We start from the raw sequence: 24,946 nt of genomic DNA, 5'->3' as shown, positions 1-24,946 counted from the left end.
AAACCTACCTATGCATCGCGGTCGCTCATCCTTGAAGTGGCCTCGATAGAGGTTTTCTTATCAAAAGCAGACTTTTTGAACAACCTCTAAAGGAGGCTAGGCTGACGGATGCACAGGAAGCAGGAGCGAAAGCTTGCGATTCTATGCTTTATTGTTGCGGCCATTATGCTATACGGCGCCGTGAAAGGGTATCTGCGCTATATGAAATATTTTGGATAAAGAAACCGAGGAGTGAACCTGATGTCTTCACTGGACCCCGTACTGATGAGCCGGATCCTGACCGGTTTGACCCTGTTTGTACATATTGTTCTGGCAACCATCGGCGTTGGGATTCCGATTATGCTGGCTCTGGCGGAATGGAGGGGGATTCGGACAGGGGACAACCATTATACGTTGCTCGCCAGGCGCTGGGCGCGGGGATTCGTGATTACGGTGGCCGTCGGCGTTGTGACAGGTACTGCCATCGGCTTGCAGCTTAGCTTGTTATGGCCCACCTTTATGCGTGTAGCCGGTAAAGCCATTGCGCTGCCGCTGTTTATGGAAACCTTTGCTTTTTTTGTGGAGGCGATCTTTCTTGGCATTTATCTCTATACATGGGATCGATTCAAAAATAAATGGACCCATTTGCTGCTGCTTATTCCCGTGGCGATCGGCTCCTCCGCGTCAGCGTTCTTTATCACGAGCATGAATGCTTTTATGAATCAACCCCAGGGCTTCGAGCTGGTGGATGGGGTATTTACGAATGTGAATCCGTTCGTGGCCATGTTCAATCCGGCAACGCCGACCAAGGTGAGCCATGTGCTGGCGTCAGCGTATACGACCAGTGCGGCTGCGCTGGCCAGCATAGCCGCTTTCAGTTTATTGCGGGGAAGCAGGCACATCTACTTTAAGAAAGCGCTGAAGCTTACTGTTGTGTCTACCTTTGTTTTTGCAGTGGCCACCGTGATGATCGGAGATTTCTCAGGCAAATTTTTGGCTAAATACCAGCCCGAGAAGCTGGCGGCGGCCGAGTGGCATTTTGGGACGATGACACAAGCCCCGCTCATTTACGGCGGCTTTCTGGATGAGAATAACGAGATTAAGTATGCATTGAAGATTCCCTATGCGCTAAGCATATTGGCGGGAAACAGCCCCAGCACGGAGGTCGTTGGTCTGAATGAATTTCCGGAGAATGAGAGGCCGCCGATGTCAGTGCATTATTTTTTCGATTTGAAGGTGACCAGCGGCGCCGTGATCGTTCTGATTCCGCTCCTGTATATGTTCCGAAAGAAACTTCCTGGCAAAAGGCCTTATCCAAAATGGCTGCTGCTCAGTATATTGGCTTTGGGGCCTCTATCGATGTCAGCCATATGGCTGGGCTGGTTCCTTGCTGAGATCGGAAGGCAGCCGTGGATTGTGCGGGGATACATGAAGGTATCGGATGCGGCAACCACTTCATCAAGCGTCGGCTGGATGCTGGTGCTGTTTATTATCCTGTATCTGGTGCTATCCGTATCCGCGATCCGCGTGCTGAGCCAATTGTTCCGGAATAAAAGCGCCGAAGAGGAAATCCGGCTGCTGGGACTCGAAATCGAAGGGGGAGACCGCAAATGAGCTATGCAATGGTAGCAATAACCGTGCTGTGGACATTTCTGTTTGGCTATTTGCTGGTGGCCTCGATTGATTTCGGTGCCGGATTTTTCAGCTATTTCAGCGTGCTCACTGGACACGAGAACAAGATTCATAACATCATCCAGCGGTATTTATCTCCCGTCTGGGAAGTGACCAACGTGTTCCTGATCTTTTTTGTGGTCGGGCTTGTCGGATTCTTTCCGGATGCTGCGTATTATTATGGCACCGCGCTGCTTGTTCCGGGCAGCTTGGCCCTTGTGCTGCTGGCGATCCGCGGCGCTTACTACGCCTATCACACGTATGGCAGCCAGACCGGGAACAATATCGTGTATATGGGGCTCTACGGGGCAACGGGGCTTCTCATCCCGGCCGCCTTGTCAACGATATTGGCCATCTCGGAAGGTGGGATTATCTATATGGACAACGGGAAGGTGGAGCTTCATTGGTATACGTTCTTCACGAACCCGTACACGTGGTCGGTCATCCTGCTTGCGCTTGTGAGCGTTCTGTACATCTCGGCGATGTTCCTATCCTATTACGCGCAGCGTGCGGGGGATGAGGTAGCGTTCGGCGTGGTCCGGGGTTATGCGTTGGGGTGGAGCGGACCGACGATCCTGGCTTCGGTTTTCGCGTTTTTTCAGATCAACCATCAGAACCCGGTGCATTTTGGGCAGATGCTGGATATCGCATGGATGTTTATCGCGTCGTTCATCTGCTTTGTCATTGCGGTGTACCTCGTATGGAAACGAATCCGTCTCGGCATCGCTTTTATCATGGTCATGCTCCAATTTGCCTTTGCCTGGTATGGGTATGGACGCTCGCATCTGCCGTATATTCTCTATGATTACATCCATATTCATGAGAGTATTACCAACGATACGATGGCGATCGCTTTGATTACCGCATTTATCCTGGGTTTCTGCGTATTGGTTCCTTCCCTGATCCTGCTGATGCGATTGTTTCTGTTCGATGCAAACTACATTCGCGGCAAATCCGCGAAGAAGGGGTGAGGCAAATGGAGGACTTCGGCATTTTCATAGCTCCGCTGATCACCGTACTGGCTGCTGTAGCCTTTATGGCGATCTACGTCGTCAAGTATAAAGATCCATCGGATTGATTCTGAACAAAGGCAAATACGGGTTGTTTCGCCACGAATCATTCGGTGTAAAAAGAACAACATACGCAAAGTTGAGCAGAGAGGTCAATACGGGGTAAAATACAGGGTAATGGAAGGAGGAGGCTGCATGCCAAAAATTCGCTATAACAATATCGATAACGTCAGCACGGATAAAACACTTAAACAATTCAAGCAGTGGCGCGACGAACGTCGTCAGAAGAAGAAGGATTATTCCTACTGCATTCCGAACCTGACGCCGGATCTTCAGTATTTGCATAGCAACCGGCACGAAACCTCCGTTACCTGGATCGGGCACGCTACGTTCTTCATCCAATATGAAGGCTTGAATATCGTGACTGATCCCGTATGGGCGCGGAGAATGGGGTTTAATAAGCGCCTTGGAGAACCTGGACTTCCCATTCATGAGATCCCCCCGATCGATGTCATTTTAATCTCGCATTCCCATTATGACCATATGCATGTTGCCTCGATCCGTAGGCTGTACCGTGCGGACACCACGATCATTGTACCCGTTGGTCTGCGTCGCAAAATGATCAACAAAGGCTTTCGCCGCGTGATCGAACTGCAGTGGTGGGAATCCGAAACCATCAAGGGCGTGAAGTTCTCCTTCGTGCCGACACAGCATTGGACTCGGCGTACGCCATTTGACACGAATACATCCCATTGGGGAGGATTCGTGATGGAGCCCGTGCTGCAGGATGCGAAGAGGGATTCGGGTTCTTCCGATGAATCGCCATGCGATAACGAACCTGTCGCGGAGGATGGTACCCGCCTGCTTCCGCCGAATTTGTATTTTGCCGGAGACAGCGGTTATTTCGAGGGCTTTAAGCTGATCGGAGAACGTTTCAACATTCACCTTGCTTTGATGCCGATCGGGGCATATGAGCCGGAATGGTTCATGACGTCACAGCACGTCAATCCGGAAGAAGCGCTGCAGGCGTTCCAGGACGTGAAGGCTGAGACGATGATTCCAATGCATTATGGCACCTTCAAGCTGGCAGACGATACGGCCAGAGAAGCGCTGGATAGGATGGAAGCGGAACGCGAGCGGCTGGGGATCGCCAAGGAGCGGATTCGCGTATTAAAGTACGGAGAGACCTTCAAGGTTCAGCCTGAGCGGAGAAGTGTGACATCGTAACTGAAACGTACAAGCGATTCTGATCAACATACACCATAGACTACCAAAAGAAGGCCCGGAAGGTTTTTTATAACCTCTCGGGCCCATTTTCAGTTGGACTTTTTCTATTAAACTAGAAAAAGTAGTTTTTAATCGACAGCGTCCTGCCCTGTGCGCTTGAGAAAAGGGTGCAAGCAGGAGGTTATATTTGTTTAAAACCGTTTTATATCGTCCAGAAGCTTCGATAACCGTCGTACTTATGCTATAATGTGCTGAAACCAATAGTGATAAAGGATGGTAATGCTTAATGATCAGTACAAGCGGCGTAACGCTCCGCTATGGCAAACGAGCACTATTTGAAGATGTCAATATAAAATTCACCCCGGGTAACTGCTACGGCCTCATCGGCGCCAACGGGGCGGGTAAGTCTACATTTCTGAAAATCCTCTCCGGTGAGATTGAACCGAACCAAGGCGAGGTTCATATGACACCGAATGAACGGATGGCGGTTCTGAAGCAGAACCACTATGAATACGACCAGTATCCAGTCCTGGAGACGGTTATTATGGGTCATGCCCGGCTGTATAACATCATGAAAGAGAAGGATGCGCTGTATGCGAAATCCGATTTCTCTGAAGCAGACGGCATGCGTGCGGGTGAGCTGGAAGGCGAATTCGCAGAGCTAAACGGATGGGATGCAGAGCCGGATGCGGCAGCGCTCCTGATCGGTCTCGGCATTCCACGTGAGCTGCATGATAAGAAAATGTCGGAGCTGAGCGGTAATGAGAAGGTACGCGTTCTCTTGGCGCAAGCATTGTTTGGCCGTCCGCATAACCTGCTGCTGGATGAGCCTACCAACCACTTGGACCTGGAATCGATTCAGTGGCTCGAGAACTTCCTTATGGATTATGAAGGCACCGTTATCGTGGTATCCCATGACCGTCACTTCCTGAACAAGGTGTGTACGCATATTGCGGATATCGACTTCGGTAAAATACAGCTGTATGTCGGCAACTATGACTTCTGGTATGAATCCAGTAAGCTGGCGCTTGAACTTCAACGGGATGCCAACAAGAAGAAGGAAGAGAAGATCAAGGAATTGCAGGCATTTATTCAACGCTTCTCGGCGAATGCTTCCAAATCGAAGCAGGCGACTTCCCGTAAGAAACAGCTCGATAAAATTACGCTGGAGGATCTTCGTCCTTCGAACCGTAAATATCCGTTTCTTCATTTCAAGCCTGAACGCGAGGCGGGCAAGCAGCTGCTTACGGTTGAGGGCATTACCAAATCGATGGATGGGGAAAAGGTTCTGGATAATGTCAGCTTTGTTGTAAACAAAGGCGACAAAATCGCATTTGTTGGACCGAACGGTATGCCGAAAACGACGCTGTTCCAGGTTATTACAGGAGAAACCGAAGCGGATGCCGGTGAATACAGCTGGGGTGTAACAACCACCCAGGCGTATTTCCCGAAAGACAACTCTGCTTATTTTGACGGTGTTGATATCAACCTTGTGGAATGGCTGCGCCAATATTCCAAGGATCAAGATGAGACATTCTTGCGCGGATTCCTTGGCCGCATGCTGTTCTCGGGTGAGGAAGCGTTGAAGAAAGCAAGCGTTTTGTCCGGGGGCGAGAAGGTCCGCTGTATGTTGGCCAAAATGATGCTGAACGGCGCGAACGTGCTCATCTTCGATGAGCCGACGAACCACTTGGATCTCGAATCCATCACGGCACTCAACAATGGTCTGATCGATTTCGACGGAACGATTCTGTTCACCTCGCATGACCATCAGTTCATTCAGACGATTGCCAACCGAATTATCGAGATTACGCCAAATGGCATCATCGACCGCAGTATGAGTTATGATGAGTATCTTGAGAGTGAAGAGATCAAGGGTCTTCGCGAAAGCATGTACCCGGTTGAAGTTTAAGAAATAGGATACGGCGGCGAAGATGATGGCGCGAGCTTTCATCTCGCACGATCCATTAAAAAATGCTGCACCTTCCAAGTATGGGAGGTGCAGCATTTTTTGCGTTATGCACGGACGGGCTCTTCTACGAACCGCCGGTACGACGACGCTGGTTGTTTGGTTTTTTATTGTTTTGGCTTTTCATTTTTTGCGCTGAACCGGCCTGGAATTGTCCGGGCTTGTTCGCGGATGAGTTTTGCTGTTTCTTTTGTTCCAGCTTTTGCCGGATTGCATCAGCCAAATTCACTTTACGTGACTCATTATTATTCTCGGGCATAGTATCACCCTCCTCTTTGTGTTCGCTTGTCCTCATTTTATTCGTTTTTAAATCGCCCGGCAAGGGTAACAATGATTAATACCATTTTCTACGCCCATGGTTCTCTTTGACCGAAAGCAATTATGTTTCTCTAGACCCACACGAATGACCTTTGCTAGGATTAAATATGGATAATGATGGATATCGCTTGAGGCCTGCATAAGAGCAAGCAAAGGAGAGACGTGTAAAGTGAATAATGCCTATGATAACATCAAACAAGGGGAACGCGGGGCTTGGATCAGTATTGCCGCCTACCTCGTGTTGTCATCATTTAAAATATTCTGTGGATACTTATTTTCATCCAGTGCTTTGCTTGCTGACGGTTTCAACAACCTGACGGATATTGTGGCATCACTCGCCGTATTGATCGGACTGCGAATTTCCCAGAAACCGCCGGATTCCGATCATGCGTATGGGCATTTAAGGGCGGAAACGATTGCGGCTCTGGTTGCTTCATTTATTATGGCGGTTGTGGGTATCCAAGTGCTGGTTGAAGCCGTTCGTTCATTTTTTGAAGGCTCTAAGGAAATACCGAATTTATGGTCTGCCGGCGTGGCCGGCATCTGTGCCATTGCCATGCTTGGCGTATACCGGTACAATCGGAATCTCGCACGGCGCATCGATAACCAGGCACTCATGGCAGCGGCCAAGGATAATTTATCGGATGCACTTGTCAGTGTGGGGGCAGCTGTTGGTATTATCGGCGCTCAATTCGGCCTGCCTTGGCTGGATACCGTAGCGGCGGTAGCGGTGGGTGTCATTATTTGCAAAACGGCTTGGGAAATATTCAGAGATTGCACCTATAGTCTAACGGACGGTTTTGATGAAAACCGTTTGTCGGACTTGCGCAGTACGATTGCCCGTACGCCCGGTGTCGAGGGGATTAAGGACATGAAGGCCCGAATTCACGGCAATCATGTGCTGGTGGATGTTGTCATCGAGGTGGACCCGGACATCAGTGTTTTGGAGGGTCATCAGATCAGTGACCAGATCGAAGAACAGATGGAGAAGATTCACAATATTATGAGTGTCCACATTCATGTGGAGCCTAAGGGATCGTCCTAGGGGAACCGAAGAGGTATGCATACAAATGGCAGGCCAAGATCATCTTGACCTGCCATTTAATCTGCTAGGATACATGAGGGATCATGAAGTCCGGCAGTCATACAAGATTACGCTACATAAATCCAAGCTTTACCGAGCCATGTATAAACTTCAACCCATTCGCCGCCAAGCACGACACCCGTTCGATTACCGGTTGTGTCGATTTTTTGCGAAGCCAAGGCACCAAGCTTCTCGCCGTTTGGAGCGTTATAGAAGTAGGTTCTTTCCGCAATCTCGATCATAGGTGTAGGCACCAACACGACTTCTTCCGGTTTGATAATAGGGTCTGTCGTCGAGATTGGAGCCGGTCCTGAAGTTTCAGTTACCGTCCCTGAAGTTTCGGATACCGTCCCGTTAATCGGGTCTGCGCTTGCTACGGCGGTCAGGGACAGGGTGAGTGCTAGGGCTGCAGTAATGCTTAGAGTTTTTTTCATGGAATAATTCCTCCTTGGGACCGAAGTATGATGTTAACACGCTATTTTAACACACTATCGTAATAACCACGATTTGGATGTTTTGAATCAAGAAAGTTGGGTACATTTCTCAAATCGTGACAAGTTTCATGGATTCCTATATACTTTGGAGATGGGAAAAGCCTTGTTACTGCAGGAATATCCTAGGGAGGAGGGACTTTGAATGGTACGCCGAAAAAAAAGAGCCGGACGTTTCCTGCTGGGTATATTTGTCCTTCTGCTTGTGATTATCGGTGCGTTGGTCTGGTTTGTTTATCCTACGCAATCTCTTGATATGCGATATCGTTCCGTTGATTTTAAGGACAAGTTGATGACTATGGTATCAAATCGGGATACCCGCATGCTGCTGAGCACAGAAGAAGTCGGGGAACTCAGCAAGAAGAACATGGTCAAATATATGAGCACCCATGACCTGGGCGTAGATATTACAGGCGCCGATTTCATGATGAATGGCACCACAATGACGGCCCGTATGAACGGGCAATGGGGGATCCTTCCCTTTGGCGCTGTGCTGCGCTTTCAAATGTCGGCCGAGGGAAGCCATCTTCACCTGACACATGAATCGACGACGATTCGGGGAGTTGAGATCCCTTTGAATATGTTCCGCCTGGACCCGATTCAAATTTCGCTCAAGGACTATTTACCGGATCTGGTAACTGTGAAAAATGTGAAATTTCTGTCCGATGGCTTGGAATTGAACTTCACCATGGATTGGATGTCCATTCCGTCGCTATTTAAGTAAAGCAAGGGAATCGGCTAAAGACTCAGACAAGGGAAGAATGTCTGGGTCTTTTTTTTGTGTTTTTCAAGAGATGTCATTATTTTCAGAAAAAAACTATGAAGAAAATACATATGTAAACATTGACACTATACTCATCCGCCACTATAATCAATAAATGTTTAGAAATAAATGTTTTAGTACTAAAGTATATAGAGGCAAAGTAGGCTGTCTCTGTTGAAGGAGTGCTGGACCTTTTAAAGGAGTGAAAAAATAGATGTCCATGCGGAATGAAATTCTGGAGTTGGAGATGCTATTTAAAAAGATGGTTCGGACAGTGCATCATGAATGGCAGAAGGAGGGATTTCCTAAACTAGGCAGAACCCAGTATACCGCCTTGGAGATGCTTCATGAACAGGGAGCTTTGAGATTGTCGGATTTGGCCGATTCCATTCATGTGACATGCGGAGCGGTTACAGGCATATCCGATAAATTGATCGAAGGTGGGTTCGCGCGCCGAATAAGGGATACAACCGACCGAAGAGTCATCCATCTGGAGATTACGCCGCTTGGGCGGGAACTGATCGAACAGCTGGCCAATAAACGTGCCGAGTTGAGCGATTTGTTATACGGTTTTCTAACGGACGAAGAGGTTAAGCAATTGAGTGTCCTATACCGCAAAATTTTGACGAATGTTGAGCACATCCAAGGTCAGATGTCCACATAGAACTAACATGCTATATGTATGATTTTACTTAGAAAGAGAGTGAAGGCTGCACATGAGTACCCATACCGTTGCTCGCCCCGGCGAGCCTGTTAAGAAAGGCCCTATCATTGCTGCACTTATGATTGGCGCTTTCGTCGCCATTCTTAACCAGACATTGATGAATGTTGCTCTGCCGAGCATCATGGAAAATTTGAGCATTAAACCGACAATAGCCCAGTGGCTGACCACAGGCTTTATGCTGGTGAACGGGGTCTTGATCCCCGTTACCGCTTATCTGATTGCGCGTTTCTCGACAAGGCAGCTGTTCATCAGTGCGATGACGCTGTTTACGATTGGCACCTTGCTGTGTGCCGTCAGCCCCAATTTTGCGTTCCTGCTTACCGGACGCCTCGTTCAGGCTGCGGGTGCAGGTATTTTGATGCCGCTTATGACCGTTGTATTTCTGAACATTTTCCCTATTGAGAACCGCGGCAAGGCGATGGGGATGATGGGGATCGCCATGATATTTGCTCCTGCTATCGGACCTACGCTTTCAGGATATATTGTGGAGCACTATGATTGGCGTGTGCTGTTCTACATGATTCTGCCTTTCTCGATTATTGCTACGCTAATCGGAGTTTTCTTCCTGAAAAATGTGACCGAGGTCAGCCGGCCGAAGCTGGACATGATCGCGATCATTTTATCCACCCTGGGCTTTGGCGGTTTGCTGTACGGCTTCAGTGATGCCGGGAATGACGGTTGGTCCAGCACGCCGGTTGTTGCAACCCTAGTGGTCGGAGCGATTGCCCTCATCCTGTTTGTATGGCGGGAGATGAAGACCGACAATCCGATGCTAGAATTCCGGATATTCAAATACAATATGTTTACGCTAACTACCCTTATCAATGTCATTGTCACGATGGCGATGTATGCCGGCATGATCCTGCTGCCCATTTATCTGCAGCAGATTCGTGGATTTACGCCGGTGGAATCAGGACTTCTTATGCTTCCCGGCGCTATTCTGATGGGAATCATGTCACCGATCACGGGAGCGATCTTCGATAAGGTTGGCGCAAGATGGCTGGCTGTAATCGGTCTGGCGATTACGGTCATTACGACGTGGGAGTTCAGTAATTTGACCGAAACCATGTCTTACAGCCACATGATGATCATCTATACGGCCCGGATGTTCGGGATGTCGATGCTCATGATGCCGATCCAGACGGCCGGCCTAAATCAGCTGCCGCGGAGCTTGAACGCCCATGGTACGGCCATGTCCAATACACTCCGCATGGTTTCCGGCTCGATCGGAACGGCGATTCTTGTTACCGTAATGTCCACCCAGGCAGAGAGCAAAGGGGAAGCCCTGATGCAATCGGGACTTTTTGATCCGGAGAATCAAGCCGACCTGCTCAAGCTGGGGAATGAAGCAACCATTTATGGCATTAACTATGCCTTTGTTATTGCCACATGGATCAGCGTCGCTTCCTTGATCCTGGCTTTCTTTATCAAGAAGACAAAGCCGGCGGAAGAGCCGAAAACATCAGGAAATCAGGAGGCTGCAGCAACGAACGTATAACCCGATCCGATTTTGCGTTGCGCATAACGCATAAAAAGGGTGTCCAATCCGTTTATCAAACGGAGGACACCCTTTTTCATTTCCAAATGTGTATATTCAATGCATGGGCTTTAGTATGTGACAGCGTCACATACTTCGTCTGCGTCCGGTGAAGAGAGAGATCACAAACAGGACAACGAAGATGAAGAACAGCACCTTCGCGATACTGGCTGCAGCCTCAACGATGCCGAAGAAGCCAAAGATCCCTGCAATCAGTGCAACAACTAGAAAAATTACGGACCATTTTAACATCCTATTCACCCTGCTTTCTTTATCGATTTTATTGGATATAGCAAGTAGTCTCATGAGGCTCCAAGAAGCGGCATATACCCAATTTGAAGCTCGGTAGGGAGCTATCGGCTGTTGCCACAGCGCCCTTCGTAGTGTTCTTTAACCGGGGCGGCAGAGGATGAAACAAGCTGCAGAACAATGGTATGAATGGCAACCGTCCCTTTGTTTCGTGAGTTGGGGGATAGGGTAACTATTGCGTATCCGAAACCAACATACTTGAAAGTGAGGGACAACGTATGCTAACCCAAATCAGTGTTGCCATTATTGCCGTGGCATTTGCGGTTCTGGTTTTCTTTTTAATCAAGACATTAAAGGCTGCGACACAATCGCTCGAAAAGGTAACAGAAACACTCCAGGATGTCCAAAAGACGGTGGACGAATTGACTTATGAAGTGAAGCAGACCATTCGAAATACGAACGATATTACGGTGGATGTTCAGCATAAGATGAGACAGATCGATCCGGTACTGGATACCGTTAAGAATCTGGGGGAAGCTTTAAGCGAAGTCACCTATGCGGTGAAGCAGGTATCCTCCGGCATGGTTAGCCGCTTTAAGCAATCCCGGATGGAACAGAAGAAAGAGCAGCCTGCCCGTACGGAAGTGCCTTTGACGGCCCAGGATCGTACATTCCAGTCCTATGATGCGGTATACCAGCATACGGAAGCAGAAGAAAAGTCACGCGGCCGGAATTGGTTAGCCTACGTGGATACAGCGGTTGGTCTGTGGAACAGCTTTCGTCGTCAAAAAGCCAGATAAATGTAAAAAAGCCAAGCCCGGGTATAGCTCTGCAAGCTGAAGAAAGGAGGAGGTCGCATGTGGAATGTCGCACTGTTGATGGTAGGGCTCTTGATTTACTCCGGAGGTGGAGGTGCTGTGGCAGAGCCGCAGCCTTCTGCCGGGATGTCGCCACCGCCTATTATTCATGCCGCATCGGATGTTGGACAAGCACAAACCAGCGACAACTCTACGGAGAGCTATGGAACTTTAAACGGGATTTCGTTAACGGATAACAAGCGCGATGTCATTCGCAAGCTGGGAGCACCGGCTCGAATTGAGCATGAGGAGCTGACCGGAATGACCAAGCTGGATTACAAAGATTTGGAGGTTGGGGTCCGCAACGGCTACACGGAATATGTTCATGTGAAGCCCTCTGCCGTATCCTTTCAGGTTGAAGACCAGCGTATAGGTATGACAACCAATCAAATTCGGGCATCTCTGGGTAAGCCGTATTTTAAAGCGGAGGACGGGGATGTGTACCTTGAGAACCATCATGCGCTTAAGGTGTTTATTGACCGGAACTCCGGTGAAATTACAGGAATTGATTTGTTTTTCGATTATAGCGAGTAAATTTGTTTCAACCTTAAGAAATCAGTTTAATAACAAATGGACTACAACCTACTGAGGTTTTACACTATTAGGGGAGGTTTTCACAATGGAATTTACCAACACGAAGTCATATGCCAAAGTCGTTGAGAACGGTACACAAGCGGTTCAGGAGGTTCAGAACCTACGCCAGTCCGGTTACGATCAGGATCGGATTTATGTATTGGCTCATGATTCGGACAAGACAAGCCGGATCGTGGATGCATCCGATGCCAACAACGTAGGCATCAAGGAAGAAGGCGTGTTTGACGCCTTTGCGAATTTATTCCGGTCCCGCGGCGATGAGCTCCGCGCCAAAATCGTATCGCTTGGCTTCACGGAGGCTGAGGCTGGATTCTATGAGAAACAGCTGGATCTAGGCAAAGTACTCGTCATCGCTAAAAAAGATGAATGATATAGCATCGAAAACTCAGCTTATGGCAGCATCAAATAGTAGGCGTTATAGGACTTAAAACATAGATAAGGAATGAGACCTTGGACGTCTCATTCCTTATCTATGTTTTAAAAGAATGTTCCATAAACCTTATAAAGGTGGAAGATTCAAGATATAGAGCCTTTTTCTATGGCAATTGATCAGAAGGTTATTATAGTATAATAGTAGGAAAAGGATTTCTGTCGTATAATCCGTAACGTTAAGGGAGAGGGCAATGAGAATATTAATCGTAGATGACAATCCGACTAACGTCATTATTATTCGAGAAATCTTAAAAAAGGAAAACTATCAGAATACTTTATCTGCATCTTCAGCCCTGGAAATGCTGGAACATCTGGGGATTGGCGATCGCAGCCGTGAGCTGCATCCCCGGAGAGCGGATATCGATCTGATTCTGCTCGATATGATGATGCCTGAGATGGATGGAATTGAAGCTTGCCGTATTGTACAGCAATATGAGCATTTGAAAGATATACCGATCATTATGGTCACTGCCGTCGGGGATTCCAAGAAGCTGGCGGAAGCGCTGGATGCCGGAGCCGTCGATTATGTGACGAAGCCGATCAACAAGGTGGAGCTTATGGCACGGATTCGCCTGGCGCTCCGGTTGAAGCATGAGAAAGACTGGCATATTGAGAGGGAACAGCGGGTCCAGGCTGAATTGAAGCTGGCGGCCATGGTTCAGAATGCCGTATTGAGCTCACCAATTGAAGATGATCAGCTTGAGATTCATGCGCTATACCAGCCCTCAGCGGAGCTTGCGGGGGATTTGTATGCATGGTACCCGCTTGGCGATGGCCGTTATGGCGTGATTCTGCTGGATATGATGGGACACGGGATTACTTCGTCCCTATTTTGCATGTTCATCGCTTCGGTTCTGAAGGACACGGTGACAACTTATGTCGAACCGGAGAAGGTGGTTCAGGAATTGAATCGCAGGTTCAATCAGTTAAACCTCGGCGAACAACTGATACAATACTATTTTACAGCGATCTATCTTGTTGTAGACACCCGTTTGAAGCGGGTGGACTATGTTAACGCAGGGCATCCTCCGGCTCTTTTCTTTCAGGAAAGCGGGGATGTGATGACCTTGGATCAAGGCTGCTGCCCAGTGGGGTTATTCGACCGGATCGAAGACATGGAGCCAAGAAGCTTTCAGTATGAAGGCGAAGGACATTTGGTTATGTATACGGATGGCCTGCTCGAACTGGTAGAGGGTGGTCATGACGAGAAGCTGGATTATCTGAAGGAACATTTGGGCGGCCCTCATCATTGGCGAGAAGATGAAATGAAGGAGCAATATTTTGTGGATGATCCATCGCAGGAGCGAGAGGACGATAAATGCCTGGTTTGGATATCTCTTAAAAAAGGAGAGGAAACCAATCAATGAAGCTTAGGAGCAAGTTAGTCATTGGTTTTACGACTTTACTGGCGCTCATGCTGGTTCTGACCTTGATTGGTTATGACCGAATCACTTATATGAACGACCAGATGGACCAGGTCTATCAGGAGCGCTATCAAAAGGTACGAAACTCCAGCGCAATGCGCGGAGAGGTCAACGATATGGCGCGCGAGCTTACGAATATGATATTGAGTAATGACCAGTCCACGTACGCTGTGTCCCAACAGGAACTGGAAACGATGACAACACAAGCTCAGGCGTATTTTAAAGCGATCAAGGAAAGTGCAAATACCGCCGAAGAGCAGCAATTGTTAGTCAGGATTGATCGTGCGGTGAATCAATATATCGTTTATCAAAACAAGACATTGGAACTATTGGCAAAGAGCAATGCAACAGAGGCCAATCTGCTACGCAGCTCGACTGGACAAGCTGTCCAGGAAGAGATGCTGACGAGTTTGAACGAGCTTAGCAGCTATGAGAACCAGAAGATCAATGATGAAATAACAGCAGCAAAAGCGGCATATGACCGCTCTGTCCAAATGTTCATCTATATCATGGCTGGCGGATTATTAATCGGAATGCTGGTCATTCTATGGATTCTCCCAAGCATTACCCGGGGCATCAACGTGGTCTCCATGATGCTGAAGAGCTTCGGCGAAGGCAGATTGAAGGCGATCCGTCGTATTAAAGTTACGTCCAAGGATGAGTTTGGCGATGTGGCTCGGGTATTTAAAGACCTGTCGGAAGACATTATCGAGAAGCAGCGTATCGAGGAAATCTATCTCCAGGCGCAGCGTGATCAGTCCTGGCTGAACTCGAATATGGCCAGAGTCACGGAGCTGCTGGAGGGGATCAATTCCCTGGAGGAAGTCGGTCAGCGGTTCATCAGTGAGTTCACGCCGATTTTGGGTGCGCATTATGGAGCTATCTATATCCGTCAAGAAGACAAACATCCGAATAAGTTGGAGATGAAGGGCTCCTACGCCCATGAAGGCGGCGAAGAACCGAAGATTTCTTTCATGATCGGGGAAGGGCTTGTTGGTCAAGTTGCATTCGACAAGAAACCTATCGTACTGAAAAGCGCACCAGAGGATTACATGAAGGTGGAATCCGCATGGGGATCATCGAAGCCGGTATCCGTCATGATCTATCCGATTCTGTTTGAAAATGAAGTGTTGGGTGTTATGGAGTTGGCAGCCTTTGAGGAAACAACCTCACTACAGCAGCAGCTAATATCTCAGCTGAGTCAATCTCTTGGCATCATTCTGAACAATATTACAGGCCGTCTGCGGGTGGAGCAGCTGCTGCGCGAATCGCAGGCCATGACCGAGGAACTGCAGGTTCAATCGGAAGAGCTGCAGACCCAGCAGGAAGAGCTTCGCCGTACGAACGAAAATCTGGAGGAGCAAACCAATGCCCTCAAGCGTTCCGAGGACTTGCTGCAGCGCCAGCAGGAAGAGTTGGAGCATTACAATAGCGAGCTTGTTGCCAAGACGCGTGCCCTTGAGGAACAGGTGCAGGAAGTGGAAGAGAAGAACGATGAAATCGAGAAGGCGAGAATGCAGCTTGAGCAGCAAGCGAAGCAGCTTTCGATTACAACCAAATATAAGTCGGAGTTCATGGCCAATATGTCCCACGAACTGCGGACCCCGCTTAACAGTCTGCTGATATTATCACAGCTGTTGTCGGAGAATAAGGATGGAAATCTGAGCAATAAGCAGATTGAATATGCACAGACTATTTACATGTCGGGCTCCGATCTGCTGAAAATGATTGATGAGATTCTCGATTTGTCCAAAGTGGATGCAGGGAAAATGGAGATCCAATATGAGGATGTTCAGCTTCCGGATATTGAAGCCTTCGTGGAGCAGAATTTTGCCGCCGTTGCATCGCGCAAGCATATTGACCTGGGTGTGCACATTGGTGCAGATATTCCGCAGAGCATTGTCACGGATAGCCATCGTGTGAAGCAAATTCTTCGTAATCTGTTGTCGAACGCCTTCAAATTTACCAATAGCGGCTCTGTCGAGCTGCATGTGGAGAAAGCCGACAAGGAGAAACTTCCGCTTTACCTGAATGCCGAAGCGGATTATGTGGCCTTTGCTGTCAGAGATACCGGAATCGGTATCCCGGCTGATAAAACGGATCTAATCTTTGAAGCCTTCCAGCAGGTAGACGGCACAACCAGCCGAAAATACGGGGGAACCGGGCTTGGTTTATCCATCAGCCGCGAGCTTTCCCGTCTGCTGGGCGGAGGCATTCTGGTTGAATCGGAAGAAGGCAAGGGAAGCTGCTTCACACTCTTCCTGCCAGCTAGTCCTCCGGATTTGGTAGAAGGTACACAGCAGGCAGCCGCAGCAATTGAGGCGCCACCGGAGCGTAATCTGATCGTGCCGAAGGCAAAGATGATTACGAAAGAGGTTCAGCCGTCCGTACAGGTGGATGACGATCGCAACCAGCTCGGACCGACAGATAAAGTGCTGCTTATCATAGAGGATGACGTGAAGTTTGCCAGAATTCTTATGGATATGGCCAGAGGACGCGGCTTCAAGGCGTTGGTTGCATTGCAGGGGGATATCGGTCTGGAGATGGCCAAGTCGTACAAACCGGATGCCATCATCCTGGATATCCAGCTTCCGGTTATTGATGGCTGGTCTGTCATGGGCGAGCTGAAGAGCTCAGCGGTTACGCGCCACATTCCAGTGCATGTCATTTCGGTCGTGGATGAAGTGAAGCAAGGATTAATGATGGGAGCGATCGCTTACTTGAAGAAGCCGTCATCCAGAGAAGCGCTGGAGGGCGCGTTTACGCATATCGAATCCTATACGGAAAAATCGATGAAGCATCTGCTGATTGTCGAGGATGATGACATTCAGCGGAATTCCATTATTGAATTGATTGGTCATGACGATGTATCGATTACGGCGGCATCCACAGGCGCCGAAGCGCTCAGTGAGCTGCGCAAACAGCACTATGATTGTATGGTGCTTGATCTGATGCTGACGGACATGACAGGTTTTGAGCTGCTAGATCAGATCCGCGACGATGAGAACCTGGTGGATCTGCCGATTATTATTTATACAGGCAAGGACCTTGATTCGAAGGAAGAGATGCAGCTTCGCAAATATGCGGAGTCGATCATCATTAAAGACGTAAAATCGCCAGAGCGGCTTTTGGATGAAACGACACTGTTCCTCCATCGGGTCGAGGCTGATTTGCCGGAAGATAAGCGTAAAATCCTGCAGAAGCTGCACAACAAGGAAGAGCTGTTTGAAGGTAAGAAGATTCTGCTGGTGGACGATGATATCCGCAACGTGTTTGCTCTCTCCAGCGTGCTGGAGGGATACCATATGGAAGTTACCTTCGCTGAGAACGGCCGGGAAGCAATCGAGCTGCTTCAGGAACATCCGGATTTTGATCTGGTGTTAATGGATATGATGATGCCGGAGATGGACGGTTATGAAGCGATGCGACGTTTACGCGAAATGCCGGAATTCGAGAAACTGCCGATTATTGCCCTGACAGCCAAAGCCATGAAAGAGGATCGCGCGAAATGTATTGAAGCAGGAGCTTCCGATTATATGAAGAAGCCGATACAAACGGAGCAACTTCTTTCGCTTATGAGGGTTTGGTTGTATTCGTAAGCTGCTTTTGTGGGTAAAGTACAAGTAGCAAATAAACACGGGGAAAGCGGTGCAAGCGTAATGTCATCTAGTGACCATATGGAATCAGAACAACTGTTGTTAACAGAGGAAAGCGAACGTGAGCTGGAACAGATCGAGATTGAGCTTCTTTTGGAAGGAATTCATCGATTCTATGGTTACGACTTTCGCAATTACGCTATTCCCTCATTGAGGCGGAGAATCTGGCATCATGTTCATGCCGAGGGCGTATCCACAATCTCAGCCCTTCAGGATAAAGTGCTTCACGACCGTTCTTGTTTTGAACGGCTCATATATAATCTATCGATTCCGGTTACGGAAATGTTCAGGGATCCGAAACTATTCCTGACATTCAGGCAGTCGGTAGTTCCATTGCTTCGTACGTATCCTTATATACGGATTTGGCATGCCGGCTGTTCGACTGGAGAAGAAGTGTATTCCATGGCCATTTTGCTTCATGAAGAGGGACTGTATGAGAAATCCCGGATTTATGCGACAGACATGAATTCACGTTCTCTCCAGCAGGCCAAGGAAGGCGTATTCGACATCAAACGCATGAAGCAATACACCAAGAATTATATGGAGGCGGGCGGTACCCGCTCGTTCTCCGAATACTATACAGCGAAGTACAATTCGGTTATTTTCCAACCGTTTTTGAAGAAAAACATGATATTTGCCGAGCATAATTTGGCAACAGACCGTTCCTTTAACGAGTTTAATGTGATCTTTTGCCGGAATGTCATGATTTATTTTAATGATCAGCTGCGGGATCACGTACATGGATTATTTCACGAGAGTCTAAGCCATTTTGGTATTCTCGTACTGGGTTCTAAAGAGTCCATACACTTTACGAATTATAGTGAAGCTTATGAGACGATGGACCGGGTGGAGAAAATATACCGGAAGATTAAATAGAAGTTTTGTAGGAGGATCTCATGGGGTTTCACGAACCGATTCATATTCTGTTGGTAGATGACCGCCCTGAAAACTTACTTGCACTCGAAGCTGTTCTGGACAGCGAACAATACACGCTCATTAAAGCTACTTCGGGGGAAGAGGCTTTGCGATATCTCTTGAAGTATGATTTTGCCGTGATTGTTCTCGATGTACAAATGCCCGGCATGGACGGTATCGAAACAGCAAGGCTGATCAAGGCGAGAGACAAGACAAAGGATATTCCGATTATATTCATTTCTGCGAACAGCAAGGACGCGGAGCATCTTTTTGCAGGATACTCTGCGGGGGCAATCGACTATATGGTTAAACCCTTTATTCCTCAAATTTTGAAGTCCAAGATCGAGGGTTTTGTCGATATGTACCGGACCAATAACAGGCTGAAAATTCAGTCCATGCAGTTGCACCAGAAGACCCAGGAGCTTGAAAAGATTAATCAAGAACTTGTGCTGGCCAAGGAAGAAGCGGAGATTGCCGCCAAAGCCAAAACGGAATTTCTGGCGATGATGAGTCACGAGATCCGCACGCCGATGAATGGCGTCATCGGGATGATTGATTTGCTGATGGACAGCGACCTCCAGGATGAACAGCGGGAATACGCAACGATTATCCGCAACAGCGCGGATGCCTTGGTTAACATCATTAATGACATTCTGGATTTTTCCAAGATGGAATCAGGCAAAATGGAGCTGGAGGAATATCCGTTCGATCTCAAGTCCTGCGTTCAGGAAGTGTTTGGTTTGTTCTCCGGAGAAGCCTCCAAGAAGAACCTGGAGCTTACGTATTACATCGAGGATCAAATTCCTGCGATCATATTCGGTGATATGGGACGCCTTCGTCAAGTGTTGGTGAATCTGGTATCCAATGCCGTGAAGTTTACGAGTGAGGGCGGCGTGTATTTGGTTGTTTCGCTTGCCCAAGCTGAAGAGAACCGGTTAACCCTTGAATTCACGGTGAAGGATACGGGGATCGGTATCTCATCCAAGAAGCTTGATCGGTTATTCAAGCCGTTCTCTCAATTGGATTCCTCGATGACAAGGCGCTATGGTGGAACAGGACTTGGGCTTGCGATCTGTAAATCGCTCGTACAGATGATGGGCGGAGAGATCGCGGTTGAGTCCATGGAAGGCAAAGGAGCCACCTTCGTATTTACGATCTGCGTTCATACGCATGAGGAAGAGTATCGTCGAATCCGGGAAGAGGAGCGTTCGGCAAGATATCGTGTGCATGGAGAGAGGCAACCAAACATCCTGATTGTGGACGATCATCCGATTAATCGAAAGCTGATGGACAGCATGCTTGAAAAGATGGGGATGAAAGCGGATATGGCGGAGGACGGCAGGCAGGCGGTTGAGATGGTTGCCGGTCCTAAAGTCTACGACATGATCTTCATGGATTTGCAGATGCCGGTAATGGATGGTCTGGAAGCAGCGCGTCTGATCCGCCAGATGAAACCGGAGGCTGAGGCTCCCGTTCTGGTTGCGATGACGGCTAATGTGATGAACGGGATTCAGAAGCGCTGCTCCGACGCGGGTATGAATGAATATATCAGCAAGCCGGTCAAAATCAGCTGTGTGAAGCATTTGATATCCCGGTATGTACCGGTAGAACCGGAAGGGTGGGATATCACCCCAAGCCCTGTTCGCATCATCAACGGTTAGCGCAGCAATCGGTTTCCATATATTGGCGTGTCTACAACCCTCTTAACCTGTTTCAACAAGCGAGATAACGGGTTATGTAAAGGGAAAACAAATGATTGGGAGAGAGTGTCTATGAATACAAAAACGAATGATAAGTTCAATGCTAAGACCCAAATGAACGAGGGCGTATGCACGGTATTTTTGAGCGGTGAACTTGATCTGTCCGTCGCTCCGGATTTTCGGTTAGTCATGGAGCCTCTTGTCGGCAATTCCGAAGTAGACTTGATCGTCAACATGAAGGACATGACATATATTGATAGCACGGGTATTGGTATTCTTCTGTCGATACTGAAAGCCAGACATGGCATGGAAGCACGCTTTGCAGTCGAGGAAGTTCCGCCGCAAATTCAAAAGCTGTTCGATATGACGGGTATTGCGAAGTTCTTTCAGTCGTAAGAAGAATTCCCAATAGGAAAGGATCGAAAAGAATGAATTCAGATGTACAAAGAGTAACGCTTAATTTGCCTGCCAGTGCTGAATACGTGGATATTGTAAGACTGAATCTCTATGGAATAGCATCCAAGATGGGCTTTTCCTATGAAGAGATCGAAGATATGAAGGTTGCGGTGTCGGAGGCCTGTAATAACTCGGTCTTGTATGCATATAGTCAGGAAGGCGGAATGGTAGAGGTTTTATTTCAAGTGACCAGCGATTCGCTATCCATTACGGTCAGAGACGAAGGGGAGAGTTTCGACAGTGTGGGAGCGGTTGGCAACCGTACACTTCATGATAAAGATCTCAGCGAGGTCCAAATCGGAGGACTAGGCTTCTACCTGATGGAGGCGCTTATGGATGAGGTAAGCGTGACAAACCAGGCTGGAAAGGGAACCGAGGTTATGCTGACAAAGCGGCTCGCAAGAAGCGAGGAACCGGTATGAGTGATAAGGCGACTCCCCAAGAGTCCAGAGATGAAGCCGTTCATTTAATTGAACAATATCAGCAAACGAAGGATAACGATATCGCGACGGTGCTGATTAAGAAATATGAACCGATGGTTAAAATGGCGGCAGGCAAGATTGCCCGAAATCGGCCCGACCTGTATGAGGATTTGTATCAGGTTGGCCAAATGGCATTAATTCGCCTTCTGCAGCAATATGACATCAGCCTGGGGATTCCGTTTGAGCCCTATGCCATGAAGAGCATGATCGGACATATGAAAAACTTCCTCCGCGATAAATCATGGTACATTCAAGTACCAAGGCGAATCAAGGAGAAGGGTGCCTTGGTTCAGCAAGCGATTGATGAATTAATGGTAAAGCTGGAGAGATCTCCCGATGTGAATGAGATCGCATCCTACCTGGATCTTTCCGTTGAGGAAACGGTTGAAGTACTAGCCGGACGTGAATGCTATCATTATGTATCATTGGATTCCCCTTTATCTCAGGAAGAAACCGGAGCGACGCTTGGAGAGCTAATCAGTTCGGATGTAAATGATTTTGATTCCGTTGAGAAGCGCATGGATCTTCAGCAGGCGATGAGCCAGTTGAAGGAGCAAGAGCAGAAGGTGCTATTGCTGGCATTTCAGGAGGGACAGTCCCAGAGAGCGATCGCTCAGAGGTTAGGGGTGTCGCAAATGAGTGTCTCGCGTATCCAGAAGCGGGCAACGGAAAAACTGAAGCAGATCATGTCCAATTCTTCTTACTGATATGGACAAGCCTCGTAGAATCAGACGCATAGCAACATAAGGCACGCTTCCTCCATTACAGGAAAGCGTGCCTTTTTGGAACCTGCGATTCGTATTTATAGAAGGGAGTGGCAAGGAAACATGCTGGGGCCGGATAGGATGGAAGGTCAGGATATTTATACTTTTGCAGGGGGATGGAAGTGGTACGATGTTCGAACGGATGACTGGCAATCCTCCTGGATCGGTGAACTTCGGACGCGCTATCCTTATACAGCCGAATGGTTTGATCTGGCATCGACGTTAAAGGAACGAAACTACTTATCCGTCCGATTCAAGGATGGGGTGGAGCCGGTCATTATGGGAACCATGCTTTATAAGGTTACGGATGATGCCGATCATTACAAGTCGGAACAGTTCTATTTTTATACAGACCACCAAGTGCTGATCACCATCAATTTGGATGAGCATACCCGAAGCGTGATGGCTAAGTCCGATAGAGCTTCCATGCTTCATCAATGCCAAAAGCCTGTCGACGGCATGTTTGTGCTGGCTCGGGCCATTCTGCATTATTACCATGCGGGAATGGACCAATTCGAGCATAACCTGCGTCTTGTTGAAAGCGATATGCGTACACGCAACCGAAGGTCCTTAATGGACAGCATACTGTCGTCCCGGTTTGAGCTGTTGGAGTGGAGTAATCTGTTTATTCCTTTTCAGGAGCTGATCGCCGCAGCAAAGGAAGGGTATCATGGCGAGCTGGATAGCAGCCGCTCGTTTCAACAGCTCCTTCATCGAGTGGAACGAATGGAAAAGCTGATTCATCATTATGAGCGCGAAATCGATACGCTGGTATCGATAGACGATGCAATCTCTGCGTTCCGTGGTAATGAAATTATGAAGACACTGACGATTTTTACGGTCGTGCTCACGCCGGCAACCGTGGTTGGAGCCATATGGGGTATGAATTTTGAGAATTTGCCCGCCATTAAGACGTTCTGGGGATTTACGGCAATCAGCGGCTTCACCCTGCTGTGGACCGGGGGGATGTATCTTTGGATGCGTGCGAAGGGATGGACGGGGGACCTGCTTCAAGTGAAGTCCAGCAACAAAAACCTTTAAGGTACGAAGGATATGCATGAATGGCAGTAAGAATGATCACAACGCCCGGTGACCTCTAAAGGCACCGGGCGTGTTCATGAGTTAAAGACACACTAGGATCTGGATTGATCAATATATCCTTGCAAATCCGAGATGAAATCCCCGATCATCGGTACGTTGACAAAGAAGCTGAGAATATAACCCAGAAGACCCAGCACGAGTGCCGTGCCAAGCGTTAAGCCTAGCCCCCGGGATAGTCCGGCTGTGAGGTTGGCGATGATGCGTTTCTTGGGATTCATGTAATGATCGATCATGTCCCTCATTTCGGATTTCTCCAGCGTGGTGGCAATTTTGTCCAGACGCGTGTTCAGTTTCTTTACTTCGTGCCGCAGTTCAAAGGGATGCTCCTGGATATCATCCGTCTCCCGGGAGCGCCTTTCTTTACTTGTTTCGGATTCCATTCGTGGCTCCTCGCGTCGTGTCGAACGATCGCCGCTCCGGGTCGAGAAGCTGGAGCCGCTATGATATGGGTTCGCTTTACTCATGAGATATCCCCGCTTTCTAGGCAGATGCGCCGTTTCATTTCAATTATCAATCCATATGATGCTTATAAGCTGACTGTCAAGATCTGGCACAAAAATAGCCAGCTGTGTCAGCTGGCTATTCGTGACCTCACGAATTAAACATTCGTTGTCGATTTTATTTCACGGCTGACATCGGAAGAAGTGTCCATCGCTTGATCCTTTACGTCTTTGGAAGCATTAGAAACCTCGCTGGACACGTCCGCCGATGCTTCCTTGACGCTGGACATAATGTTTTGGCGGCCTTCATTCACGGTGGCCATCACATCGGAGGCTTTGGTGCCCACGGTTTTGGCCAGTTCAGAAGCTTTATCGCCTACGGTATAAGCAACTTCCTTGGTTTTATCCGTTACCATGCTCAGTTTCTCGGACAAATCCCCGCGCAGTTCGCGGCCTGGCTTTGGAGCGAACAACAGAGCTGCTGCCGCTCCGACCAAGGCACCGATGAAAGCACCCTTGAAGAATGTGGAACCGCTTTGTACTCGATGTTCTTGTTCTGTGTGATTCATAACTTTCACTCCTTTTAGTTAATATAAAAAGAATATAGACACGAGAATCAGGCTGTACGTCTAAATAGCTTGGCAACAAGACCGAGCAAGAATACGAAGATAGCTGTACCGATGATAGCGGGCACAATGGCAAATCCGCCAATGACAGGCCCCCATGCTCCGAAGAGCCATGGTCCGAGCCATGCGCCCACGAAACCAGCGATCATGGATCCGATAATTCCGCCCGGCATTTCATGACCAACCAGTGCATCCCCGATAATCCCGATGATGATTGCCATTACGATGCTGATGATGATTCCCCACATACGATCGCCTCCTTTTTAAAGAGCAATGTTTTTCGAGTGGGCTTGCTTATCTCGTAATTAAACCTAAGGGCACATCGTGAAACAGGACAGCGTGAAACGGGAGATAAAATGGAGTGTCCGTCCCCTACGGAATTTAGCCTGCTGTTATTTGCAGATTTTTGTACTATACTGAATACAGATTTGCAATAATCCTCGAATAAGCGAGGAATATAGGTACCACACATGAAGA

The 24,946-nt window shown here is 48.3% G+C and carries 26 protein-coding genes; 20 read left to right on the top strand and 6 right to left on the bottom strand.

The genetic code is table 11. The features are described from left to right. Window positions 1–240: 240 nt before the first annotated feature. The 5 genes from CRG97_RS28510 (at window position 241) to CRG97_RS28495 (ending at window position 5,799) form a co-directional block, all read left to right on the top strand. A complete protein-coding gene (locus CRG97_RS28510; protein WP_098748958.1) occupies window positions 241–1,593 on the top strand; it encodes a cytochrome ubiquinol oxidase subunit I in 1,353 nt (450 codons plus the stop codon). After that, window positions 1,590–2,621 (top strand): cytochrome d ubiquinol oxidase subunit II, encoded by a 1,032-nt coding sequence (locus CRG97_RS28505; protein WP_098748957.1) that lies wholly within the window; start codon window positions 1,590–1,592, stop codon window positions 2,619–2,621. Before CRG97_RS28510 ends, CRG97_RS28505 begins: the two co-directional genes overlap by 4 nt. A gap of 5 nt (window positions 2,622–2,626) precedes the next feature. Further along, on the top strand, window positions 2,627–2,728 hold the full coding sequence (gene cydS, locus CRG97_RS34320; protein WP_448867448.1) for a cytochrome bd oxidase small subunit CydS family protein: 102 nt from the start codon (window positions 2,627–2,629) through the stop codon (window positions 2,726–2,728). Between the two features lie 127 nt (window positions 2,729–2,855). Next, window positions 2,856–3,887 (top strand): MBL fold metallo-hydrolase, encoded by a 1,032-nt coding sequence (locus CRG97_RS28500; protein ID WP_098748956.1) that lies wholly within the window; start codon window positions 2,856–2,858, stop codon window positions 3,885–3,887. Window positions 3,888–4,173: 286 nt separating this feature from the next. Further along, window positions 4,174–5,799, top strand: a complete 1,626-nt coding sequence (locus CRG97_RS28495) for an ABC-F family ATP-binding cassette domain-containing protein (RefSeq protein WP_098748955.1) — start codon at window positions 4,174–4,176, stop codon at window positions 5,797–5,799. Between the two features lie 124 nt (window positions 5,800–5,923). Here the strand turns inward: CRG97_RS28495 and CRG97_RS28490 are convergent, their stop codons facing one another. Then, window positions 5,924–6,115 carry a hypothetical protein gene (locus CRG97_RS28490; protein WP_076325415.1) on the bottom strand — a complete coding sequence of 64 codons (192 nt, stop codon included), beginning with the start codon at window positions 6,113–6,115 and terminating at the stop codon, window positions 5,924–5,926. Between the two features lie 228 nt (window positions 6,116–6,343). Here CRG97_RS28490 and CRG97_RS28485 point away from each other — a divergent pair, with 228 nt between their 5' ends. Beyond that, on the top strand, window positions 6,344–7,219 hold the full coding sequence (locus CRG97_RS28485) for a cation diffusion facilitator family transporter (protein WP_098748954.1): 876 nt from the start codon (window positions 6,344–6,346) through the stop codon (window positions 7,217–7,219). Between the two features lie 107 nt (window positions 7,220–7,326). On the opposite strand, the gene CRG97_RS28480 is transcribed toward CRG97_RS28485, so the two are convergent. Continuing rightward, the gene (locus CRG97_RS28480; RefSeq protein WP_098748953.1) at window positions 7,327–7,692 is read right to left on the bottom strand and encodes a hypothetical protein; all 366 of its coding nucleotides are present in this window, start codon (window positions 7,690–7,692) and stop codon (window positions 7,327–7,329) included. A 202-nt stretch (window positions 7,693–7,894) separates the two neighbouring features. On the opposite strand from CRG97_RS28480, the gene CRG97_RS28475 reads away from it, so the two are divergent. The 3 genes from CRG97_RS28475 to CRG97_RS28465 all read left to right on the top strand — a co-directional run bounded on the left by CRG97_RS28475 (window position 7,895) and on the right by CRG97_RS28465 (window position 10,734). After that, window positions 7,895–8,473: a hypothetical protein gene (locus CRG97_RS28475; protein ID WP_098748952.1), complete on the top strand. Its 579-nt coding sequence runs from the start codon at window positions 7,895–7,897 to the stop codon at window positions 8,471–8,473. 253 nt (window positions 8,474–8,726) lie between these two features. Beyond that, complete coding sequence (locus CRG97_RS28470) at window positions 8,727–9,176, top strand: MarR family transcriptional regulator (RefSeq protein WP_098748951.1); 450 nt, start codon at window positions 8,727–8,729, stop codon at window positions 9,174–9,176. Between the two features lie 52 nt (window positions 9,177–9,228). After that, window positions 9,229–10,734, top strand: a complete 1,506-nt coding sequence (locus tag CRG97_RS28465; protein WP_098748950.1) for a DHA2 family efflux MFS transporter permease subunit — start codon at window positions 9,229–9,231, stop codon at window positions 10,732–10,734. Window positions 10,735–10,860: 126 nt separating this feature from the next. Here the strand turns inward: CRG97_RS28465 and CRG97_RS28460 are convergent, their stop codons facing one another. Next, a complete protein-coding gene (locus CRG97_RS28460; RefSeq protein WP_006212708.1) occupies window positions 10,861–11,025 on the bottom strand; it encodes a DUF1328 domain-containing protein in 165 nt (54 codons plus the stop codon). 275 nt (window positions 11,026–11,300) lie between these two features. Here CRG97_RS28460 and CRG97_RS28455 point away from each other — a divergent pair, with 275 nt between their 5' ends. The 11 genes from CRG97_RS28455 to CRG97_RS28405 all read left to right on the top strand — a co-directional run bounded on the left by CRG97_RS28455 (window position 11,301) and on the right by CRG97_RS28405 (window position 23,343). Continuing rightward, complete coding sequence (locus CRG97_RS28455; RefSeq protein ID WP_098748949.1) at window positions 11,301–11,822, top strand: DUF948 domain-containing protein; 522 nt, start codon at window positions 11,301–11,303, stop codon at window positions 11,820–11,822. Window positions 11,823–11,879: 57 nt separating this feature from the next. Beyond that, window positions 11,880–12,413: a hypothetical protein gene (locus CRG97_RS28450; protein WP_098748948.1), complete on the top strand. Its 534-nt coding sequence runs from the start codon at window positions 11,880–11,882 to the stop codon at window positions 12,411–12,413. Window positions 12,414–12,498: 85 nt separating this feature from the next. After that, the gene (locus CRG97_RS28445) at window positions 12,499–12,843 is read left to right on the top strand and encodes a YflT domain-containing protein (RefSeq protein WP_098748947.1); all 345 of its coding nucleotides are present in this window, start codon (window positions 12,499–12,501) and stop codon (window positions 12,841–12,843) included. Between the two features lie 253 nt (window positions 12,844–13,096). Then, complete coding sequence (locus CRG97_RS28440; protein WP_098748946.1) at window positions 13,097–14,272, top strand: PP2C family protein-serine/threonine phosphatase; 1,176 nt, start codon at window positions 13,097–13,099, stop codon at window positions 14,270–14,272. Continuing rightward, a complete protein-coding gene (locus CRG97_RS28435) occupies window positions 14,269–17,928 on the top strand; it encodes a response regulator (RefSeq protein WP_098748945.1) in 3,660 nt (1,219 codons plus the stop codon). The genes CRG97_RS28440 and CRG97_RS28435 overlap by 4 nt, the downstream gene beginning before the upstream one ends. A 78-nt stretch (window positions 17,929–18,006) precedes the next feature. Beyond that, window positions 18,007–18,861: a CheR family methyltransferase gene (locus CRG97_RS28430; protein ID WP_397330390.1), complete on the top strand. Its 855-nt coding sequence runs from the start codon at window positions 18,007–18,009 to the stop codon at window positions 18,859–18,861. A 20-nt stretch (window positions 18,862–18,881) separates the two neighbouring features. Further along, complete coding sequence (locus CRG97_RS28425) at window positions 18,882–20,561, top strand: response regulator (protein ID WP_098748943.1); 1,680 nt, start codon at window positions 18,882–18,884, stop codon at window positions 20,559–20,561. Between the two features lie 111 nt (window positions 20,562–20,672). Beyond that, complete coding sequence (locus CRG97_RS28420) at window positions 20,673–20,996, top strand: STAS domain-containing protein (protein WP_009594079.1); 324 nt, start codon at window positions 20,673–20,675, stop codon at window positions 20,994–20,996. A gap of 32 nt (window positions 20,997–21,028) precedes the next feature. After that, window positions 21,029–21,478, top strand: coding sequence for an anti-sigma B factor RsbW (gene rsbW / locus CRG97_RS28415; RefSeq protein ID WP_098748942.1), 450 nt, complete (start codon window positions 21,029–21,031; stop codon window positions 21,476–21,478). Continuing rightward, window positions 21,475–22,245 (top strand): sigma-70 family RNA polymerase sigma factor, encoded by a 771-nt coding sequence (locus tag CRG97_RS28410; RefSeq protein ID WP_009594120.1) that lies wholly within the window; start codon window positions 21,475–21,477, stop codon window positions 22,243–22,245. Before rsbW ends, CRG97_RS28410 begins: the two co-directional genes overlap by 4 nt. 120 nt (window positions 22,246–22,365) lie before the next feature. Beyond that, window positions 22,366–23,343, top strand: coding sequence for a magnesium transporter CorA family protein (locus tag CRG97_RS28405; protein WP_098748941.1), 978 nt, complete (start codon window positions 22,366–22,368; stop codon window positions 23,341–23,343). A 92-nt stretch (window positions 23,344–23,435) separates the two neighbouring features. Here the strand turns inward: CRG97_RS28405 and CRG97_RS28400 are convergent, their stop codons facing one another. The 3 genes from CRG97_RS28400 to CRG97_RS28390 all read right to left on the bottom strand — a co-directional run bounded on the left by CRG97_RS28400 (window position 23,436) and on the right by CRG97_RS28390 (window position 24,717). After that, on the bottom strand, window positions 23,436–23,867 hold the full coding sequence (locus tag CRG97_RS28400; protein WP_098748940.1) for a DUF5665 domain-containing protein: 432 nt from the start codon (window positions 23,865–23,867) through the stop codon (window positions 23,436–23,438). A gap of 134 nt (window positions 23,868–24,001) precedes the next feature. After that, a complete protein-coding gene (locus CRG97_RS28395; protein ID WP_098748939.1) occupies window positions 24,002–24,412 on the bottom strand; it encodes a YtxH domain-containing protein in 411 nt (136 codons plus the stop codon). A 47-nt stretch (window positions 24,413–24,459) separates the two neighbouring features. Beyond that, complete coding sequence (locus CRG97_RS28390; protein ID WP_006212694.1) at window positions 24,460–24,717, bottom strand: GlsB/YeaQ/YmgE family stress response membrane protein; 258 nt, start codon at window positions 24,715–24,717, stop codon at window positions 24,460–24,462. Window positions 24,718–24,946 lie beyond the last annotated feature (229 nt).

This window comes from Paenibacillus sp. EZ-K15, from assembly GCF_002573715.1.
Taxonomy (GTDB): Bacteria; Bacillota; Bacilli; order Paenibacillales; family Paenibacillaceae; genus Paenibacillus_AQ.
The sequence above is the reverse complement of the archived record's forward strand: the minus strand, read 5'-3'. Positions and strand labels throughout refer to the sequence as shown.

Coding starts and splice junctions, on each gene's coding strand:
- CRG97_RS28510 (WP_098748958.1), top strand. CDS start 241: ATGTCTTCACTGGACCCCGTACTGATGAGCCGGATCCTGACCGGTTTG.
- CRG97_RS28505 (WP_098748957.1), top strand. CDS start 1,590: ATGAGCTATGCAATGGTAGCAATAACCGTGCTGTGGACATTTCTGTTT.
- cydS (WP_448867448.1), top strand. CDS start 2,627: ATGGAGGACTTCGGCATTTTCATAGCTCCGCTGATCACCGTACTGGCT.
- CRG97_RS28500 (WP_098748956.1), top strand. CDS start 2,856: ATGCCAAAAATTCGCTATAACAATATCGATAACGTCAGCACGGATAAA.
- CRG97_RS28495 (WP_098748955.1), top strand. CDS start 4,174: ATGATCAGTACAAGCGGCGTAACGCTCCGCTATGGCAAACGAGCACTA.
- CRG97_RS28490 (WP_076325415.1), bottom strand. CDS start 6,115: ATGCCCGAGAATAATAATGAGTCACGTAAAGTGAATTTGGCTGATGCA.
- CRG97_RS28480 (WP_098748953.1), bottom strand. CDS start 7,692: ATGAAAAAAACTCTAAGCATTACTGCAGCCCTAGCACTCACCCTGTCC.
- CRG97_RS28475 (WP_098748952.1), top strand. CDS start 7,895: ATGGTACGCCGAAAAAAAAGAGCCGGACGTTTCCTGCTGGGTATATTT.
- CRG97_RS28470 (WP_098748951.1), top strand. CDS start 8,727: ATGTCCATGCGGAATGAAATTCTGGAGTTGGAGATGCTATTTAAAAAG.
- CRG97_RS28465 (WP_098748950.1), top strand. CDS start 9,229: ATGAGTACCCATACCGTTGCTCGCCCCGGCGAGCCTGTTAAGAAAGGC.
- CRG97_RS28460 (WP_006212708.1), bottom strand. CDS start 11,025: ATGTTAAAATGGTCCGTAATTTTTCTAGTTGTTGCACTGATTGCAGGG.
- CRG97_RS28455 (WP_098748949.1), top strand. CDS start 11,301: ATGCTAACCCAAATCAGTGTTGCCATTATTGCCGTGGCATTTGCGGTT.
- CRG97_RS28450 (WP_098748948.1), top strand. CDS start 11,880: ATGTGGAATGTCGCACTGTTGATGGTAGGGCTCTTGATTTACTCCGGA.
- CRG97_RS28445 (WP_098748947.1), top strand. CDS start 12,499: ATGGAATTTACCAACACGAAGTCATATGCCAAAGTCGTTGAGAACGGT.
- CRG97_RS28440 (WP_098748946.1), top strand. CDS start 13,097: ATGAGAATATTAATCGTAGATGACAATCCGACTAACGTCATTATTATT.
- CRG97_RS28435 (WP_098748945.1), top strand. CDS start 14,269: ATGAAGCTTAGGAGCAAGTTAGTCATTGGTTTTACGACTTTACTGGCG.
- CRG97_RS28430 (WP_397330390.1), top strand. CDS start 18,007: ATGGAATCAGAACAACTGTTGTTAACAGAGGAAAGCGAACGTGAGCTG.
- CRG97_RS28425 (WP_098748943.1), top strand. CDS start 18,882: ATGGGGTTTCACGAACCGATTCATATTCTGTTGGTAGATGACCGCCCT.
- CRG97_RS28420 (WP_009594079.1), top strand. CDS start 20,673: ATGAATACAAAAACGAATGATAAGTTCAATGCTAAGACCCAAATGAAC.
- rsbW (WP_098748942.1), top strand. CDS start 21,029: ATGAATTCAGATGTACAAAGAGTAACGCTTAATTTGCCTGCCAGTGCT.
- CRG97_RS28410 (WP_009594120.1), top strand. CDS start 21,475: ATGAGTGATAAGGCGACTCCCCAAGAGTCCAGAGATGAAGCCGTTCAT.
- CRG97_RS28405 (WP_098748941.1), top strand. CDS start 22,366: ATGCTGGGGCCGGATAGGATGGAAGGTCAGGATATTTATACTTTTGCA.
- CRG97_RS28400 (WP_098748940.1), bottom strand. CDS start 23,867: ATGAGTAAAGCGAACCCATATCATAGCGGCTCCAGCTTCTCGACCCGG.
- CRG97_RS28395 (WP_098748939.1), bottom strand. CDS start 24,412: ATGAATCACACAGAACAAGAACATCGAGTACAAAGCGGTTCCACATTC.
- CRG97_RS28390 (WP_006212694.1), bottom strand. CDS start 24,717: ATGTGGGGAATCATCATCAGCATCGTAATGGCAATCATCATCGGGATT.